The organism is Paludisphaera soli (assembly GCF_011064595.1).
GTDB lineage: Bacteria > Planctomycetota > Planctomycetia > Isosphaerales > Isosphaeraceae > Paludisphaera > Paludisphaera soli.
In genome coordinates this window covers 14152-31675 of record NZ_JAALJI010000024.1, presented here as the reverse complement: position 1 = coordinate 31675, position 17524 = coordinate 14152, and the positions used below count along the sequence as shown (strand labels likewise).

13 protein-coding genes and 1 riboswitch are annotated in these 17524 nt (G+C 70.4%); of the genes, 10 read left to right on the top strand and 3 right to left on the bottom strand.

The features are described from left to right. Positions 1 to 11 precede the first annotated feature (11 nt). The 8 genes from G6O68_RS24135 to G6O68_RS24100 all read left to right on the top strand — a co-directional run bounded on the left by G6O68_RS24135 (position 12) and on the right by G6O68_RS24100 (position 5838). Positions 12 to 626 carry a hypothetical protein gene (locus G6O68_RS24135; RefSeq protein WP_165251221.1) on the top strand — a complete coding sequence of 205 codons (615 nt, stop codon included), beginning with the start codon at positions 12 to 14 and terminating at the stop codon, positions 624 to 626. A gap of 57 nt (positions 627 to 683) precedes the next feature. Beyond that, positions 684 to 1079 carry a hypothetical protein gene (locus G6O68_RS24130; RefSeq protein ID WP_165251220.1) on the top strand — a complete coding sequence of 132 codons (396 nt, stop codon included), beginning with the start codon at positions 684 to 686 and terminating at the stop codon, positions 1077 to 1079. 414 nt (positions 1080 to 1493) lie between these two features. Continuing rightward, positions 1494 to 1715, top strand: coding sequence for a hypothetical protein (locus G6O68_RS24125; RefSeq protein ID WP_165251219.1), 222 nt, complete (start codon positions 1494 to 1496; stop codon positions 1713 to 1715). 93 nt (positions 1716 to 1808) lie between these two features. Beyond that, entirely contained in the window at positions 1809 to 2873 is a 1065-nt protein-coding gene (locus G6O68_RS24120; RefSeq protein WP_165251218.1) for a DUF1559 domain-containing protein, read from the top strand. Between the two features lie 168 nt (positions 2874 to 3041). Then, entirely contained in the window at positions 3042 to 3728 is a 687-nt protein-coding gene (locus G6O68_RS24115; RefSeq protein ID WP_240911486.1) for a M15 family metallopeptidase, read from the top strand. 38 nt (positions 3729 to 3766) lie between these two features. Beyond that, a riboswitch (Fluoride riboswitch) is annotated at positions 3767 to 3848 on the top strand. Positions 3849 to 4076: 228 nt separating this feature from the next. Continuing rightward, positions 4077 to 4652, top strand: coding sequence for a fluoride efflux transporter FluC (locus G6O68_RS24110; RefSeq protein WP_165251217.1), 576 nt, complete (start codon positions 4077 to 4079; stop codon positions 4650 to 4652). Beyond that, a complete protein-coding gene (locus tag G6O68_RS24105) occupies positions 4649 to 5386 on the top strand; it encodes a DUF190 domain-containing protein (RefSeq protein WP_165251216.1) in 738 nt (245 codons plus the stop codon). The genes G6O68_RS24110 and G6O68_RS24105 overlap by 4 nt, the downstream gene beginning before the upstream one ends. Next, a complete protein-coding gene (locus G6O68_RS24100) occupies positions 5383 to 5838 on the top strand; it encodes an EamA family transporter (RefSeq protein WP_165251215.1) in 456 nt (151 codons plus the stop codon). The genes G6O68_RS24105 and G6O68_RS24100 overlap by 4 nt, the downstream gene beginning before the upstream one ends. Before the next feature lie 46 nt (positions 5839 to 5884). On the opposite strand, the gene G6O68_RS24095 is transcribed toward G6O68_RS24100, so the two are convergent. The 3 genes from G6O68_RS24095 to G6O68_RS24085 form a co-directional block, all read right to left on the bottom strand. After that, entirely contained in the window at positions 5885 to 8647 is a 2763-nt protein-coding gene (locus tag G6O68_RS24095; RefSeq protein WP_165251214.1) for a serine/threonine-protein kinase, read from the bottom strand. A 115-nt stretch (positions 8648 to 8762) separates the two neighbouring features. Next, on the bottom strand, positions 8763 to 10961 hold the full coding sequence (locus G6O68_RS24090) for a calcium-binding protein (RefSeq protein WP_165251213.1): 2199 nt from the start codon (positions 10959 to 10961) through the stop codon (positions 8763 to 8765). A 95-nt stretch (positions 10962 to 11056) separates the two neighbouring features. Further along, on the bottom strand, positions 11057 to 11623 hold the full coding sequence (locus G6O68_RS24085) for an ECF-type sigma factor (protein WP_240911485.1): 567 nt from the start codon (positions 11621 to 11623) through the stop codon (positions 11057 to 11059). 526 nt (positions 11624 to 12149) lie between these two features. Between G6O68_RS24085 and G6O68_RS24080 the strand changes: the two genes are divergently transcribed. Both G6O68_RS24080 and ppc read left to right on the top strand, forming a co-directional pair. Beyond that, on the top strand, positions 12150 to 14429 hold the full coding sequence (locus tag G6O68_RS24080) for a DEAD/DEAH box helicase (RefSeq protein WP_165251212.1): 2280 nt from the start codon (positions 12150 to 12152) through the stop codon (positions 14427 to 14429). Between the two features lie 144 nt (positions 14430 to 14573). Then, on the top strand, positions 14574 to 17360 hold the full coding sequence (ppc, locus tag G6O68_RS24075) for a phosphoenolpyruvate carboxylase (protein WP_206108197.1): 2787 nt from the start codon (positions 14574 to 14576) through the stop codon (positions 17358 to 17360). The last annotated feature ends 164 nt before the right edge of the window (positions 17361 to 17524 follow it).

The following is a 17524-nucleotide window of genomic DNA, read 5'->3' as shown; positions in this document are numbered from 1 at the left end:
GGATATCTGACTTGGACGCCCGGACGGGGGCATCGATGGTCCGCGACGAATCCCATTACGAAGTCTTCGAGTGGCTGGGAGAGGGGCTGAGCCCTTCTCCGCCAGCTTACCTCCGGCTGCTCGGTCCTGGCGGGGGTGGGCGGGGCGATCATCTCCTCGCGAACTTGGCGACCGTCGCGGGCCGGCTGCGAGAGAGGCCGGGATATTGGGGTGAGTTGATCAGGGCACGGAACTGGCGGCCTACGTTGGTCGGGTGCTCGGCGGCGCTCCTCGCGCGAGACCTACGATTCCTCGACGACCTGCTGGACCGCTTCAAGCGGGGCTCGTGGGTCGCCCCGCAACTGGCGGTCGCCTTGGGCCTCCTCCATCCGGCGGAGGCTGCGGTCGAGCTCGAAGGCGTGATGCGTCAGCAAAGTGATTCGGCCGGCCTCAAAGCCGTCTTCTCCGCATACGCCGTCCTGAAGCAAATGGGTAGTCGGGCAACTCAAGAGTTTGAGGCGAGTGACCTATTCCGCCAGATACAGAGCGAACGACCGGGGACATCGGCACCGGCTTACGATTGGCTCGTAGTTGTCCAGGTTGTCCATCGCCAATGGGATTTCTGGAAGGAAACAAAACTCCCCTGAGTGTCGCGGAGCAACGTCAGGGCTATACGGTAACCTGATACCGACCGGGACTTCGCCGTGGAGGTCCCCGCCGGCCGCCACGAGCTGACGATCGCCAACGGGGAAGGGGACTGGCTGCAGGTGAAGTCGATCTCCGTCCCCGCCTACCGCTCCAGCCGCTTCCCCGACGTCGACGCGCTGGGGATCGCCGGCGACGACCTGATGGTCCTGTGGGTCCACGACCGCCGGAGCACCTGGCGCGACCCTTACAAGGGCCCGGCCCCATCCCCCCGCCGCGGCCTGCGGCTGTCCGTGCCGACCGCCTCGCCCGACGCCTGGCGGGTCGAGTGGTGGGACACCTTCCGGGGCGTCGTCGTCCGCTCCGACGCGGTCCGCCCCGAGACGGGCGCGCTGACGCTCAGCCCCCCCGACTTCGAGCGCGACCTGGCCGCCCGGCTGACGCGGACGCCCTGAGCCGACGGCCCACGTCCGATCCCGCGAAGGGCCGCGGTCCGGCGGCCGAGGGCCCTTGCGCGCCGATCCCGGCGCTGGGATCAACCCCAATACGACATCTGTTTAACACTTATGGAATACGGATTGCACTGGGTGGCCCCCGAGCTCAGGTGCTCGGCCTCGCCCGAATCCTACCCTGCAATGACTTAGGTGACTTCGGCCGTCCGCGGCCGTCCCGGCTCCGCCCATTCGGCGGGCAGCCCCTGCCCGGGATCGCATCAGGACGGGTCCGTCGAGCCGACGCGTCACGGTAGGATCGGTGAGCGAGTGATCATTAATGCAGGCGTTCGTTTAAAGGGTGCGGAGTCGCCCTTCGGACGACCCGGGTTTTCCGTTCGGTCTCTGCCAGGAGAGGGAGTCTCGATGTTCGGCCGAATGAGAGTCGCTTCGATTTTGTGCGTCTTGGCGGCCGCGACGGCCTCCGGATGCGGAGACGCCGCCTCGTCGCGGACGGTGGTCCCGCGCGACGAGAAGAGCATCGGCGCGGTCGGGAGCCAGCACGCCCTGGGGGCGGACCCCAAGGCGGAGATGGTCCGACTGAAGAAGTCCGCCGCGGCCGCGGGGGCGCCCGCGCCGGGGCAGCTCCCGGGGCGTTGAGCTGAGAGGACCCCGCCCCCCGCCCGACGCCTTCGCTCGGGCCCCGTGAAGCCCCTCGTGATCCCACCCCTTCTCGAATCGAGGAAATTTCGTATGCATTCGCGTCCGTCTCGCGCCTTCACCCTGATCGAGCTGCTCGTCGTCATCGCCATCATCGCCGTCCTGATCGCCCTGCTGCTGCCGGCCGTCCAGGCGGCGCGCGAGGCCGCTCGCCGCTCCCAGTGCATCAACAACCTGAAGCAGATCGGGCTGGCGTTCCACAACTACGAGAGCACGCACGGCTCGTTCATCCCGAGCTGCATGTACCCGTCGCCGACCGACAACTGGGGCTGGGCGCCCAGCGGCATGCTCAGCATGCTCCCCTTCATCGAGCAGGGGACGCTCTGGAACGCCTACAACGTCGGCCCGGTGAACAGCAACTCCGTGACCGGGTGGAGCGAGTACTACAAGAACACCACCGTGTTCAACACCCAAGTCGCAGGGTTCCTCTGCCCGTCGGACGGGCCCGAGCGCAACGTTTCGCTCTGCAATTACGTCGGCAACTACGGCGGGCCGTTCCAGCTCTCGCCGTACTCGGGGACGTTCATCCCGACCCCCTCGAAGCGTCCGGAAGACGCTTGGCTCGTGGGCAACTCGGCGACCGTCAAGATCGCCTCGATCACCGACGGCACGAGCAACACGGCCCTCTTCAGCGAGGTCCTGACCGGCGCCAACGACGCCTCGACCGCGCGGCCGGGCGTCATGCCCAAGGCGAAGCGCGGCTATTTCTACCAGAAGGACATCTCGGCCTTCCCGGCGACGGCTGACGGGGTCAACGCCAACCTGGCCCTCTGCTACGCCCTCCCCCCGACCACGCAGGGCTTCGGCGCCTCGCGAGGCGACTGGTTCCTGGGCTATCCGTTCTATGTCAACTACAGCGTCTACAACCACATGGGCACGCCCAACACGACCGCGTGCTCCACGAACGAGTCCGGCGGCAACTCGACCGGCCAGGACCGATTCGGCCCGGCCCCGCCGAACAGCAACCACTCCGGCGGCGTGAACATGGCCCTGTCCGACGGCAGCGTGAAGTTCATCAAGGACTCCGTCAACCGCGCCTCGTGGTGGGCCCTCGGCACCCGCAACGGCGGCGAGGTGCTCAGCTCCGACCAGTTCTGAGCCCGGGCGAGGCCCCTCGCGAAGCGACCTTCGGACGGCCCCGCCCGGTCCTGGCGACCCGGCGGGGCCGTTCCGCTACACTGGATGCGGCCCGGCTCGACCGGGGGCGCGGCGCCGACGTCGGCGCCGGCCCGGTCGCCGCGCCGGCCGAACTCGGAGGGGCGAAGGGTGACGAGCAATCGACTGGCGGGCGCCTGGCGCGCGGGGATGTTGGCGGCGATGTTCGTGGCCCTGGTCGCGGGCCCCGCGACGGGCCGGGAGCCTGCGGGCACGATCGAAGACCCGGTGATCGACAGCGCCATGACCGAGGCCGAGGCGTTCGAGGGCCTCCGCCCCGGCTGCCCGGAGGAGATCCGCAAGGCCCAGCGCCTCTTCGACGTGACCTATCTCGGCTTCGACGGCAAGATCCACAAGGGCCAGATCGTCGCCCACGAGGAGCTGGTCGACGACATCCGCCACGCGTTCGCCGTCGCCCTCCGCGAGAAGTTCCCCATGCAGTCGGCCATCCCGGTCTCGCACCCGAGGTTCCGCAAGAACGGATTCTGGGACGACGACCTGTCGATGGAAGCGAACAACACGTCGTGCTTCAACTACCGCCCCGTCACCGGCGGCACTCGGATCTCGAACCACGGCTACGGCCGCGCGATCGACGTGAACACGGTGCAGAATCCTTACGTGAAGGGGAAGCTCGTCCTGCCGCCGGGAGCGAAGTACGACCCCGAGGCCCCCGGCACGCTCACCCGCGACCACCCCGTCACCCGCGCCTTCGTGGAGCGCGGCTGGACCTGGGCCGGCGAGTGGAAGAGCCCCAGCCCGACGGACTACCAGCACTTCGAGAAGCCCGACCGCAGATGAGCCGGCGCGGTCGACGAGCCGCTTCCCCGGCGGATAAGGTCTCCCATGGGCATGGGGTTCGCCCTCCTCCGGGAAACCGCCGCCGGACCGATCGATCGTGCTGATGACTCCTACGGGCAGGCATGCCGTAGCAGGAACTCCGCGCGGGGCGAATCGCTCCCCCGCCATCCCCCTCCGGCGCGCCGCGACCAGAGCCTCGGTCTCGGGCAGGCTCCATGAAGGTCAACGTCCTCGAACGACTCGCGTTCGAGGTCGCGGTCTTCGGCCGGGGCCCGGCGTAGTCGCCTTCGGGCGCCGTCGTGGTTAGAATCAGGCCGAGAGACACGGTCGCGAGTCGGGAGGTGTCGCGTGGAAGCCTGGAGTCGCATCCTGATGTTGTCGCTGGGCGGCGTCGCGGGCGTCAACGCGCGGTACTGGCTGGGCGTCTGGATGAACCGCTGGACGGCCTCGCACTGGGCGACCTTCGCCATCAACACGAGCGGCTCGTTCGCGATCGGCTTCCTCTCGATGGCGCTGGCGCACTGGCTGCCGCACCCTCACATCCGGCTCGCGGTCCTGACCGGCTTCCTCGGCGGCTACACCACGTTCTCCACGTTCGCCTTCGAGTCGGTCACGCTCTGGGAACGGGGCGAGCGCGGGATCGCGGTGCTGAACCTGTCGGGCAGCGTGGTCGCGGGCTTCGTGGCGGCGTTCCTGGGGATCGCCCTGGCCCGCGACGTCCTGATCCCCTCGCGACACCCGCAAACTCCCTCCGTCCGGGGTTCGGCGGCGGCGGCCGCGGCGGCCCGGGATCGACTCCTGGCCGAGGACGACGAGGGCTCGCCGGATCTGGAACTCCCGCCCGACTTCGCGGCCCTCGACCTGCGCCGTCCCTCGACCGACCCGGCCGAGCCGCCCCCGGGCCGAGAGGGGATGAACCCGTGATCCCGACGGACGCCGCCCTCCTGCGGCTCTACCTGAACGCGAGCCTGCGATGGCGCGGCCAGGCCGTCTACCGGGCGGTGGTCGGGGCCGCCCGTTCGCTGAAGCTGGCGGGGGCCTCGGTCTTCCTCGTCGACATGAGCTATGGGGCCCGGAACCTCCTGCGCGACTCCCGGAGCGAGTACCTCGGCGTCGACGTCCCGGTCGTGATCGAGATCGTCGACGTGCCCGACCGCCTCGGCGTCCTGCTCGACGAGCTGGAAGGCCTGGGGCCCGACGGGCTCGTCACCCTGGAGCCGGTGCGGGTCGTCTCCCGCGCCGGCGCCCCGCCCGCGCGCATCGGATCGTCGACACCCGATCGGGGAGGCCCCACGATGAGGCTTGAGGAATCGGCCCGCCGCGTCACCGTCTACATCGGCAGTTCCGACCTCTGGCGCGGCGTCCACCTGGCCTCGGCCATCGTCCAGCGATGTCGCGAGCTGGGCGTCGCCGGCGCGACGGCGAGCCTCGGCGTGATGGGCTTCGGGCGGCATTCGGTCATCCACCGGACCCACCTCCTCGGCCTATCCGAGGACGTGCCCGAGAAGGTCGAGATCGTCGACCGGCCGGATCGCATCGACGCCCTCCTGCCGGTCCTGGAGGAGATGGTCGACGGCGGCCTGATCCTGGTCGAGGACGTGCGCGTCGTCCGCCGCGCGCAGCACGCGGATCGGGCCGTGAAAGGGACGCCGGCATGAGCACGAGCTGGCCCGCCTACGCCGCGTTGTCGGCCGTCTTCGCCGGGCTCACCGCGCTGCTCGCGAAGATCGGCGTCGGCCAGGTGCCGTCGAACCTGGCGACCCTGATCCGCACCCTGGTGGTCGTCGTCTTCGCCTCGGGGATCGTCCTGGCGCGGGGGGAGTGGCGCGGGCTCGGCTCGCTGACCGGCCGCGACTGGACCGCCCTGGTGCTCTCGGGGGTGGCGACCGGCCTCTCCTGGCTCTTCTACTTCGCCGCGCTCAAGGCCGGCCCGATCTCGGGGGTGGCGCCCATCGACAAGCTGAGCTTCGTGATCGCCATGACCCTGGGGTTCCTCGTCCTCCGCGAGCCGATCCGGCCGCTCACGCTCGCCGGAGCGACGCTCATCGTCCTGGGCGTCCTGCTCACCCTCCCCTCGGTCCAGGAGACCCTGCGACGGGCCTTCTCCTGACCTTCAGGGGTGCGGCCGGCCCCTTGGAACTCAGCCCTCTCGCCGATCAGGGCTTCTGGAGGCCTCGCCACTTCGCCGCCTCGTCCGGCTTCCCCAGGCCGACGTACAGCTCGGCGAGGCGCCCCGGAAGCTCGTCCATCCTGGCCCGGATGGGGGGCGGGAGTTTGTCCTGGCGCTCCTTCAGGCCGCGATACCCGTCCAGCAGGAGCGGCTCGGCGTCCGCGTGTCGCCCCTGGGCCAGGGCCGCGCGGCCGAGCAGGCCGCGCAGGTGGAAGACGACCCAGTGATTCGGGTCGCGACCCTCGTTCAGCGCGAGCAATTCGCGGACGAGGGGCTCGGCGTCCGCGTGGCGATCGGCCGCGAAGCGGACGTCGATCAGGTGCTGGGCGATGCGGACCGTCATCGGGTGCCCGGCCGGGTAGGCCAGGCGGCTCAGGCGGAGGGCCTCGGCCAGCTCGCGGTCGGCCTCGACATGGCGCCGCGTCGACTCGTACAGGCAGCCGATCTGGTAGGCGTAATGCACGACGTCCGGGTGCTCGGGCGGGAGCGTCGCCCGGGCCGCGTCGAGGGCCTCGCGCAGGAGCGGCTCGGCCAGGTCATACCGCTCCTGATCGAGCCGGCAGTTCGCCAGGCCATCGATGTACGTCAGGGTGTCGACGTGAGTCGGGCCTAGGTGGCGCCGGGCGTCGTCCACGAGCTTGGTGAAGGCCTCGATCGCCTCGTCCGTCCGGCCCAGCTTCGAGAGGGCGTTGGCCCGGTTGTTGGCGACGATCATCGTGTCGGGAGCGGTCTCCGACAGGACCCGACGAAACACCGGCAGGGCCTGCTCGTGCAGCGACAGGGACCGCTCGTCGTCGTTCAGGTCGCCGGCCGCGTTGCCGAGGGCGGTTCGGGCCTGGGCGACGAGGAAGCTGTCCTTCCCGAGGGCCTTCTCCCGACCTTCCAGGGCTCGGATGAACCTCGACTCGGCCTCCTCGGGGTGGCCGAGGGCCATGGCCACCACGCCGAGGTTGTAGACGAACGTGAGGACTCGGGGGTCGTCCGGACCGAGGGCCGGCTCCAGGAGGTCCAGGTAGCGTCGGTTCAGCCGCCCCGCTTCCTCGTGCCGCCCGCCGCGACGATAGGCCGTGGCCAGCTCGTCGGCCGTTTCGACGGTCTCGGCCGCGGGGGGTGGCGCGGCGGCCTCGGCGAGTTGGAGGGCCCGCTCCAGGTGCCGGATCGATTCCGGGTAGACGCCAAGTCCTTGGTAGGCCTTGCCGACCGTGAGCCGCACCGCCGCCTCGACCGCGGGGCGGTCGGCGAACCGGCCGTCGAGCCCGGCGGCGACCGCGTCGAGCAGCGTGCGGACCTTGAGGTCCGGGTCGGGGGCCCGGCCGGCGGTCGCCTGGGCGTTCGGGTCGGCCTGGCCCAGCAGGCCCCGGGTCAGGATGGCGTTCACCTCGCGTGCCACGGCGGCCTCGGCGTCGGCGCGGAGGCGTTCGGCCTCGGTGAGCGCGGCGTGCCGCCTGGCTTCGAGCAGCCCGAGGGTCGTCCCCACCACCCCGGCGACCAGGGCGAGGAAGACCAGGGCCGCGGCGACGACCGCCGATCGGTTCCGACGGACGAACTTCCGCGCCCGGTAGGCGGCCGTCGGCGGGCCGGCCGAGACCGGCTCATGGTTCAGGAACCGCTCCACGTCGTCGGCGAAGGCGGCGGCCGACTCGTAGCGCCGGTCCCGATCCTTCTCCAGGGCCTTGAGCGCCACCCAGTCCAGGTCGCCCCGGATCAGGCGGCCGAGCCGGCCCGGCTCCGTCCGGCGATTGACGGCCACCGAGGGGAGGGCGTCGGATTCGCCCAGCCGTCGGCTCGGGGCCGGCGGCTCGTCCTCTCGGATCAGCCTGACGACCTGGGCCAGGGCGGCCTGCTTCAGGACGTCCCGGGGGATCGGCGTCGACCCGCTCAACAGCTCGTAGAGCATCGCGCCCAGGGCGTAGACGTCGGCCCGGACGTCCACGTCCCCGGCGTCGGGGCCGGCCTGCTCCGGGGCCATGTACAGCGGCGAGCCGGCGAACGTCCCGTGCAGCGTGGGCAGGGTCTCGTCGGTCAGGACGGTCCCGCCCACGGCCTTCGCCAGCCCGAAGTCGATGACCTTCGGCGTGGGCTTGCCCCCCTGGTCCTCGATCAGGACGTTGGACGGCTTGAGGTCGCGATGGATGATCCCCTTCTGGTGGGCGTGCTGCACCGCCCGGCAGATCCGCCGGAACAGGTCGAGCCGGTCGGCGACGGGGAGCCGACGGCGGTCGCAGTAGGTCGTCAGCGGGACGCCGTCGACCAGCTCCATGACGAAGAACGGCCGGCCGTCGGGAGTCGCGCCGGCGTCCAGGACCCTGGCGATGTTGGGGTGGTCCATCAGCGCGAGCGCCTGACGCTCGGCCTCGAATCGGTTGAGGATGTGGCGCGAGTCCATTCCGGCGCCGACGAGCTTCACGGCCACGGTCCGCTTGACTGGCCGGAGCTGCTCGGCCCGATGGACCGTCCCCATCCCGCCGCGGCCGATCTCCTCGCCCAGCACGTAACGGCCGTCGAGCTGAAGGCCCACCAGGCTGGGGCCGGCCGAAGCCCCGGGTGGGAGGCCGGGGATCGTCCCCTCGGGGGATTGTTCCGCGGCCGGCCGGGCCATGAAGCTGCCGGTCTCGGCGTGGGCCGACAGCAACTCCTCGATCCGCGCGCGGAGCTTCGGATCGGCCCCGCAAGTCTCGTCCAGATAGGCCGCCCGAGCGGTCGGGTCGGGGATCTCGAGGGCGGCCAGGAAGAGCGAGCGCTCGGTCATGTCGGCGTCCGGATCCGAGGGGAGTCAAGGGCGGGGAGTCGATGCACGCGAAGCGACGAAGCCGGCCCCGGGATCCTCCCGAGGCCGGCATGAGCAAGTGTCACGTTCCTCGATGTCAGGCCCGCGCGGAGGCGGCGAAGAGCGTGCCCGACCGCTTGGTCGGCATGGGCGACTTCGAATCGGCCTCGTCGCTGAGACGGTACAGTTCCGCCAGGGCCGAGTCCACACTCGCGTCGCCCTGGGCCGTCGAGGGCGAGGTCGACGTCATCTTCACCCCCGAAGCGGCCGTCCCGAAGGCCGACGTACTGGGCCGGAAGATCTGGAAGGTGTCGATGGACTGCTGGTCGCCGACGTAGTCTTCGAGCTGGCCGTCCGCCCGCCGCATGATCACGAAGCGGTCGGACCCGGCCCCGCCGTACATCGTCTCCCTCGCGTCGTAGTAGCCGGCGAACAGGTAGTCGCGCCCCGCTTCGCCGCGCAGGGTGTCGAATCCGCCCTCGCCGTACAGTTCGTCGTCCCCGTTGCCGCCCTGAAGGATGTCGTCCCCTTCCCCCCCCCAGTTATTGCCGGCGTTGTCGCCGTAGAGGATGTCGTTGCCGTCGAAGCCGCTCAGGACGTCCGACCCCATCTCGCCGCGCAGGTAGTCGTTCCCCTGGCCGCCGAGGAGGTAGTCGTTGCCGGCCCCGCCGAAAAGCGAGTCGTTCCCCGTCTCGTACATGTTGGCCGGGTCGTCGCCGAAAATCTGGTCGTTGCCGTCGTTGCCGTACAGGATGTCCTCGTCGGAGCCTCCGAACATCAAGTCGTTCCCGCCCTGACCGGCGAGGACGTCGTTCCCGGGGCCGCCGTAGAGGCTGTCGGACTCCCACCCGCCGAAGGGGTCGGTCCGCTCGTCGCCCCAGAGGCTGTCGGCGCCGGCGCCGCCGTCGAGGTAGTCGGTGCCGAGGTCGCCCGAGAGCTGGTCGTCACCGCCGCCGCCCCGGAGGCTGTCGTTCCCGGCCCCGCCGTAGAGGACGTCGAGCCAGCCGGGGGCGTTGACGTCGTCACCCACCAGGAGGTCGCTGCCGTAACCTCCGAAGAGCAGGTCGGAGCCGGACTCGCCGTAGAGTTCGTCGTCTCCCCCCTGGCCGTAGAGGGTGTCATGGCCGTCCTCGCCGTGGAGGTAGTCCTTCTCCCAGCCGCCCGACGGCTCATACCGGTTGTCGCCCCAGAGCATGTCGTTGCTGGTCCCTCCATAGAGCCAGTCGGTCCCCAGGTCGCCCGACAGATAGTCGACCCCCCCCTCGCCGGCCAGGATGTCGTTCCCGGGGCCGCCGTAGAGGTAGTCGGTCGCCTCGCCGGCCAGGGTGGTGCCGTAGTTGTCCCCCCAGAGGACGTCGTTGCCGTCGTAGCCGAAGAGGCTGTCGGAGCCGCCGTCGCCGTAGAGCGCGTCGCTCCCGCCGCCGCCGACGAGGTAGTCGTCGCCCCAGCCGCCGAAGAGCGCGTCGATGCCGTCGCCGGCCCAGGGGTTGTTGCGATCGTCGCCGAAGAGCTGGTCGGCGCCGTCGTTGCCGTAGATCGTATCGTGGCCGGCGTCGCCGGCGATCTGGTCGGCACCCCCCTGGCCGACGAGATAGTCGTCGCCGGCGCCGCCGTAGATCACGTCGTTGCCGGTCCCGCCGTAGGGCTGGGCCGCGCTGTCGCCGTAGACCACGTCGTTGCCGATGTCGCCGTAGAGGGTGTCGTCGCCGCCTTCGCCGTAGAGCTGGTCGTTCTCGGAGTCGCCGTGTATGACGTCGTTGCCCTCGCCGCCGAACACGAAGTCGGCACCGGCGCCCGCCCAGACGCGGTCGACGCCGTCGTTGCCGTAGATGAGGTCGCCGCCGCCGTTGCCGTAAATCTGGTCTTCGCCGATGCCGCCGGACAGGACGTCGGCCAGCTGGCCGCCTCGGATGACGTCGTTGCCGAGGCCGCCGTCCGCCCGGATCGGGAAACTCAGGAGGCCCGTCGCGTCGAGCTGATCGTTCCCCCCGAAGCCGCGGAAATCGACCTGACGCGACGTGATCTGGTAGCGGTAGAAGTACTGGGCCGTGCCGTTCGTGACGACCTTGATCTGCCCCGCGGCGCTATCGGGCCATCGATCCTCCACGGTGACGACGTCCGAGGCGTCGGTCCCCTCGATCATGAGGGTGCCCTGCCAGAGGTAGGCGGCAGGGACGATGCGGGTCTCGAGCCGATCACCGCCGCAAGACGGTCGGAATCCGTTCGAGAGGCGTCGGTTGCGGGGGGCCGGCTTGAAGATGCGGCGCAAGTTGTTGCGGATCGATCTGGCGGACATGAGGTGGTCTCCCTGGATGTCGGATCGGAATTCGATCCGTCATCCCCGGACACGCACTCCGTCGAGCGATCGCGCCAGGACGCCGCGAGATTTTTCTAAAGCTCGCCCACGGCGGTCCGAAGCCAGGCCCGCGCGTAGGCCCAGATCCGGTCGGCCGTTCGAGGTGCGATCCCGAGGGCGGCGGCCGCGTCCGGGATGCTCATCCCTGCGAAGTATCGGAGCTTGACCAGCTCGGCGGCCTGCGGATCGGCCTCGGCCAGCCGGCCCAGGGCCTCGTCGACCGCCAGCAGCTCGACGTCGCCTCGGTGGTCGGGGGCGATGAGGGCGTCCTCGGGCAGGTCGATCCGGGCGGCGCCCCCGCCGCGCTTCAAGGCGTTCCGCCGCCGCGCCCGGTCGACCAGGATGTGTCGCATGGCCTCGGCCGCCGCGGCGAAGAAGTGGCTCCGCCCGGCCCACCGCGGGCCGTCGGCCTCGCCGACCAGGCGGACGTACGCCTCGTGGACCAGCGCCGTCGCTTCCAGCGTGTGTCCGGCCGCCCGCCCGGCCATCCGGGCCGCGGCCAGTCGCCTCAACTCGGCGTAGACCAGCGGGAACAGGTCGCCGGCCGATCGTCGGCCTCGTTCTTCATCGCTCGAAACCCGAGCGACCTCGGAGATGACCACGGATCAAGTCCCCCTACCCGGCGGATGGCCGCGGACCGCCACTCGACGAGAGGTGACATCCGGCCCGCTCCCCTACGAATCGAAGGATGAGATTGGGACGCGACATCATAACCGAACTTGATCGCCCGATCCGCACGATGCGGATCCGAACAGGCTCCGACGAGCCGAGGAGCGGAGAGATTGCGCCCGAGCAATTACGGTGCGACCCCTGCGGCCTTCGTGCCAGGTCGTGCGTCTAAGTGCCGGATTTATCTGCACATCGGTCGACCAAGCCGAGGCTCGCAGCGGCTTCGGCAAACCTGGTGAGGGTGACGTGATCGTTCTTCTGGCGAGTCTCGTCGAGGAGGACCGGGTTTCGGGAAAGCGCGTCGGCGGTCACACTGGAAGGGGCCTCGCGTGAGGGGCCGGCCCGGGGCTCGGCGTCCGATCCGATCACCCGGTGTTTTCGCAGGAGCAGGCTCAAATCCGACCCATGCGAGAGAATCTCGACGGAGTTCCTGACCACCAGCCCGGGAGATTGCGGCCGATGCCGTTGGAGATTCCGACGCGCGACGAATTGTACGTTCGGTATGTGGACCAGCTGCCCTACGAGCCCTACCCCGTCCAGGACGCCGCGCTGGCGGCCTGGTTCGAGTCCGAGCAGGGGGTCCTCGTCTGCGCGCCGACGGGCACGGGCAAGACCCTGATCGCCGAGGCGGCCCTCTTCGAGGCGCTCCATACGGGGAAGGTCGCCTACTACACGACGCCCCTGATCGCGCTGACCGAGCAGAAGTTCCAGGAGATGCAGGACCGCGCGGTCGATTGGGGCTTTCGACGCGAGGACGTGGGGCTGGTCACCGGCAGCCGGAAGGTGAACCCCGACGCCCGGGTGCTCGTCGTCGTGGCCGAGATCCTCCTGAATCGGCTGCTCAACCGGGACGACTTCTCCGACGTGACGGCCTGCGTCATGGACGAGTTCCACAACTTCGCCGAGATCGACCGGGGGATCGTCTGGGAGCTGTCGCTCGGGATGCTCCCCAAGCACGTCCGGCTGCTCCTGCTCTCGGCGACGGTCGGGAACTCGTCGGAGTTCGTCGGCTGGCTGGCGAGCCAGCACGACCGCAGGATCGCGCTGGTGGAGGGCAAGGAACGCCGGGTCCCTTTGACCTACGAATGGGTGCCCGAGAGGTTCCTCAACGATCAGCTCGTCGCGATGGCGGCGGGCGACGAGGACGGCCCCCGGACCCCCGCCCTGGTCTTCTGCTTCGACCGCGAGGAGTGCTGGAGCGTCGCCGAGAACGTCATGGGCAAGGACCTCAACCTGTCCGACGAGCAGCGGAAGGAGCTGCACGACCGGGTCAATGCGCTCGACCTCGGCCAGGGGGCCGGCCCCAAGCTCAAGCGGCTGCTCCACCGCGGGGTCGGCGTCCACCACGCGGGGCTCCTGCCGAAGTATCGCCTGGTCGTCGAGGACCTGTTCCAGCGCAAGCTCCTCCCCGTCGTCGTCTGCACCGAGACCCTGGCGGCCGGAATCAATCTCCCGGCGCGCTCGGTGGTCCTCTCGTCGCTGGTGAAGGGGCCCTTCGGCGCGAAGAAGCTGATCGGCGCCAGCATCGCCCACCAGATCTTCGGCCGGGCCGGCCGGCCGCAGTTCGACGACCGGGGCTTCGTCTACGCCCTGGCGCACCCGGACGACGTCGACCTCGCGAGGTGGAAGGCGAAGTACGACGCCATCCCCGAGGACACCAAGGATCCGGGCCTGATGAAGGCGAAGAAGGCCCTCAAGAAGAAGCGGCCGAAGCGCCGCGAGACCGAGCAGTACTGGGTCGAGGGGCACTTCAACCAGCTCCAGGCGGCGCCCCCCGGCAAGCTCTACAGCAAGGGGCCGCTCCCGTGGCGGCTGCTGGCCTATCTGCTCGAGGTTTCGCCGGAAGTCGAGGGCATCCGCGCCGTGGTCCGCAAGCGGCTGACGGACGACCCGCGGATCGCCGCCGGCGAGAAGGCGCTCGACCGGATGCTCCTGGCGCTGCAGGACGGCGGGTTCGTGACCCTGAGCCCCGAGCCGCCGGGCCCGCCCGAGGACGGCCAGCCCCCGACCCCCTACACGCCGATCCTGGCACGGCCGACGCACGCGCTGGGGAGGCTGCTGGCCTTCCGGAGCATCCATCCCCTCTACGGCGCCTTCCTGACCGAGGTCCTGGCCGAGGCCGACCCCGACGAGCGCCTTCAGGCGATGGAGAGCGCCCTGGAGGTGCCCGGCCCGGTCCGGAGGCGTCTCCGGGTCCCGCTCAAGCTGCTGGAGTCGGGTGCCCTCGCCGCCTCGAAGCTCGACGCCGAGCTGATCCAACGCGGGCTCATGATCGCCAAGGTCGAGAAGGATGAGGAGGACGACGAGGACGCCTGGGAGGAGCGGCCCCCCAGCTTCGCGGACAAGCTCCGGTCCTACTTCGACCACCGCTACCCCGAGGTGGGCGACGTCCGCACGCACCCGCTCTGGTGCGTCGGCGAGTTGGTCGAGTACGGAGGCAACTTCAACAAGTTCGTCACGACCCTGGACCTGACGAAGCAGGAGGGGATCATCTTCCGCCACGTCCAGCGGATGATCATGCTCTGCGGCGAATTCGAGCGGGCCTGCTCCCTCGACGTCGCGGCCGGCGCCGACCCTCCCCACCTGTCCTGGCGGGCCGACCTGCGCGAGCTGGCCGCGATGCTGACCGAGTGCTGCCGGGCCGTCGACCCCGCCAGCACCGACCAGCTGATCGCCAAGATCGCCGAGCCCGACGTGATCGACGCCGAGGCGGCGAAGCTCGCCGGCGGGGCGACCTGAGGGCCGACGGGGCCGATCGCCTCCCGTCCCGGCCTCGCCGCGGCGAGGCGGACGGGTCGACGTCGTCCTACCGACCCATCGGCGACTCCGGGTGATGGAACGGGCCGCGGGATGCTATAGTTTCAGCTCGTGGATCGGTCCCGAATGAGCCTACAACGCGGAGTCGCCATGCAGCCCGAGGCCCTGGAATCGCTCAGCGAGGACATCCACCGGCTCGGCGACCTGCTCGGCGACACGATCCGCCGGCTCGCCGGGCCGGAGGCCTTCGACCTGGTCGAGGAGGTCCGAGGGACGGCCAAGGGGCTCCGGGCCGACCCGTCGGTGGAGGAGGCGAGGCGGCTCCGCGACCGCCTCGGCCGGCTCGACCTTCCCGAGCTGCGGACGCTCATCCGCGCCTTCAGCGTCTATTTCGACCTGATCAACCTCGCCGAGCAGCAGGCCCGCGTCCGGGCCCTCAGGGCCCGGCAACGCGCGGCGAAAGACTCGCCCCAGGTCGAGAGCCCCGGCGCGGCCCTGCGGGCCCTCCGCGATCGGGGCGTGACGGCCGAGGAGATGGCCGAGCACCTGGCGCGGGCCTTGATCTGCCCGGTCTTCACCGCCCACCCGAGCGAGGCCCGACGGCGGACGATCCTCGGCAAGCTCTCCGCCGTCGCCCGCCAGCTCGATCGGATGGAGCGCGACGACCTGGTCCCCGCCGAGCGGGCGAGGGCCGAGGAGGCGATCGCCGAGGAGGTGGAGACGCTCTGGCTCTCCGACGCGATCCGCGGCACCCGGCCGACGGTCCTCGACGAGGTCCGCCAGTGCCTCAACATCGTCGAGGGGAACCTGCTCGACGTCATCCCGCGGGTCTACCGGACGGTCGAGGCGAGCCTCCGCGAGGTCTATCCCGAACACGACTGGCGGATCCCGCCCTTCCTCCATTTCGGCTCGTGGATCGGCGGCGACCGCGACGGCCACCCCGGCGTCTCCCCCCTCGCCACGGCCGAGGCGATCCGGCTCCAGTCCGAGACCCTGCTCCGCCACTACATCGAACGGATGGACGCCCTCTGGTGGCGGCTCAGCCACTCGGACCGCTCGATGGAGCCGGGGGAGGAGCTGCTCGCCTCGATCGCGAAGGACGCCGCATCCTTCCCCGAGTCGCCCCGCCCGCCGGTGCACGAGCCGTACCGGGCGAAGTGCCGGCTGATCTCGGCCAAGCTCGGGAGGACGCTCGAATCCCTCGGGACGATCCCGTCCTGGACCGACGCGGCCCAGACGCCGGCGCCGGGGGCCTACTTCGGGCGCGACGAGCTGCTCGCCGACCTTCGCCTCATGGCCGACGACCTGGGACGCGTCGGCGCCCGGGCCGCCGCCACCGGGGCGATCCGCGACATGATCCGGCTCGTCGAGGTCTTCGGCCTCCACCTGCTCACGCTCGACCTCCGCCAGCACAGCGCCCGGCACGCCTCGGCGCTCGACGAGATCCTCCGCGGCGCCGGCGTCTGCGAGGGCTACCTCTCGCTCTCCCCCGACGCCCGGCTCGACGTCCTCGCCCGGGAGCTGGACGGGACTCGCCCCCTGATCCCGACCCACCTGGCCTACTCCGACGCGACCAACGAGGTCGTCGAGACGTTCCGGATCGTCGCCGCCCTGCTCGAGGAGTGGAATCCCGAGGCGATCGACAAGTACATCATCAGCTCGACGACCGAGCCGGCCCACCTGCTCGAAGTCCTCCTGCTCGCCCGCGAGGCGGGACTCTTCCGGCCCGCCGAGGGGATCAGCCGGCTCGACGTCGTCCCGCTCTTCGAGGCGCTCGAGCCGCTCCAGACCGCCTCGCCGATCATGGAGAAGCTCCTGGGCCTGCCGATCTACCGCCGCCACCTGGAGCTCCGCGGGAAGCTCCAGGAAGTGATGATCGGGTACTCCGACAGCAACAAGGAGAGCGGGTCCCTCCAGTCGGCCTGGGCCCTCTATCGGGCCCAGATCGACCTGGTGGAGACGGGGCGGAACGCCGGCGTGGCCATGCAGATGTTCCACGGCCGGGGCGGCGCGGTCGGCCGGGGCGGCGGGCCGGCCAACCACGCCATCCTCGCCCAGCCGCGCGGGACGGTCGACGGCCGGCTCCGGATCACCGAGCAGGGCGAGATGATCGCCGACCGCTACGGCCATCCCGGGATCGCCGAGCGGCACCTCGAGCAGGTGATCCACGCCGTCCTCCATTCGAGCTTCCCCCACGAGGGGGAGCAGCCCGAGCCGGCCTGGATCCAGGCCCTCGACCGCCTCGCGCCGGCCGCGTGCCGGATCTACCGCGGGCTCGTCTACGAGACGCCCGAGTTCCTGACGTATTTCCAGCAAGCCACGCCGATCGGCGAGATGGCCGACTTCAAGATCGGCTCGCGGCCGGCGCGGCGGGGCAAGTCGACGGCCCTCGAGGGCCTCCGGGCCATCCCCTGGGTCTTCAGCTGGATGCAATGCCGCCACACCCTCCCCGGCTGGTACGGGCTCGGCGGCGCGGTCGAGGAGCTCCTCGCCGAGCGGCCCGAGGCGCTGGCGACCTTGCAGGAGATGTACCGCCGCTGGCCGTTCTGGCGGACGCTGATCAACAACGCGCAGATGATCCTGGCCAAGGCCGACATGACCATCGCCCGGCTCTACGCCGACCTCGTCGACGATCCCGCCCTCGCCGACGCCGTCTTCGCCCGGATCTCCGGGGAGTACCGCCGCACCGTCGACGTCGTCGGCCGGATCTCCGGCCAGTCGACGCTCCTGGAGGAGATGCCGATCCTCGAACGCTCGATCCAGCAGCGCAACCCCTACGTCGACCCGCTCAGCTTCATCCAGCTCGTCCTGCTCCGACGCCTCCGCGCCGAAGAAAGCCCGGACGAGGAGCTGCTCGCCGGAGTCCTGGAGAGCATCAACGGCATCGCTTCCGGCCTGAAGAACACCGGCTGACGGCGACGGCGCTCGCCCCCGGAATCCAGTCCATCGCATTTGAGACCGGCGATGCGAGAATCGGCCCTTGAGAGGAGGGCCCGAGTCGTTTCAAATGGCGGGCGAGCCCCCCGACCGTGACCGTCGCGGCCGGCCACACCAGGAACGGCGAGGCGCTGAGAGTC

Coding starts and splice junctions, on each gene's coding strand:
- G6O68_RS24125 (WP_165251219.1), top strand. CDS start 1,494: ATGAGAGTCGCTTCGATTTTGTGCGTCTTGGCGGCCGCGACGGCCTCC.
- G6O68_RS24120 (WP_165251218.1), top strand. CDS start 1,809: ATGCATTCGCGTCCGTCTCGCGCCTTCACCCTGATCGAGCTGCTCGTC.
- G6O68_RS24100 (WP_165251215.1), top strand. CDS start 5,383: ATGAGCACGAGCTGGCCCGCCTACGCCGCGTTGTCGGCCGTCTTCGCC.
- G6O68_RS24095 (WP_165251214.1), bottom strand. CDS start 8,647: ATGACCGAGCGCTCGCTCTTCCTGGCCGCCCTCGAGATCCCCGACCCG.
- G6O68_RS24090 (WP_165251213.1), bottom strand. CDS start 10,961: ATGTCCGCCAGATCGATCCGCAACAACTTGCGCCGCATCTTCAAGCCG.
- G6O68_RS24080 (WP_165251212.1), top strand. CDS start 12,150: ATGCCGTTGGAGATTCCGACGCGCGACGAATTGTACGTTCGGTATGTG.
- ppc (WP_206108197.1), top strand. CDS start 14,574: ATGAGCCTACAACGCGGAGTCGCCATGCAGCCCGAGGCCCTGGAATCG.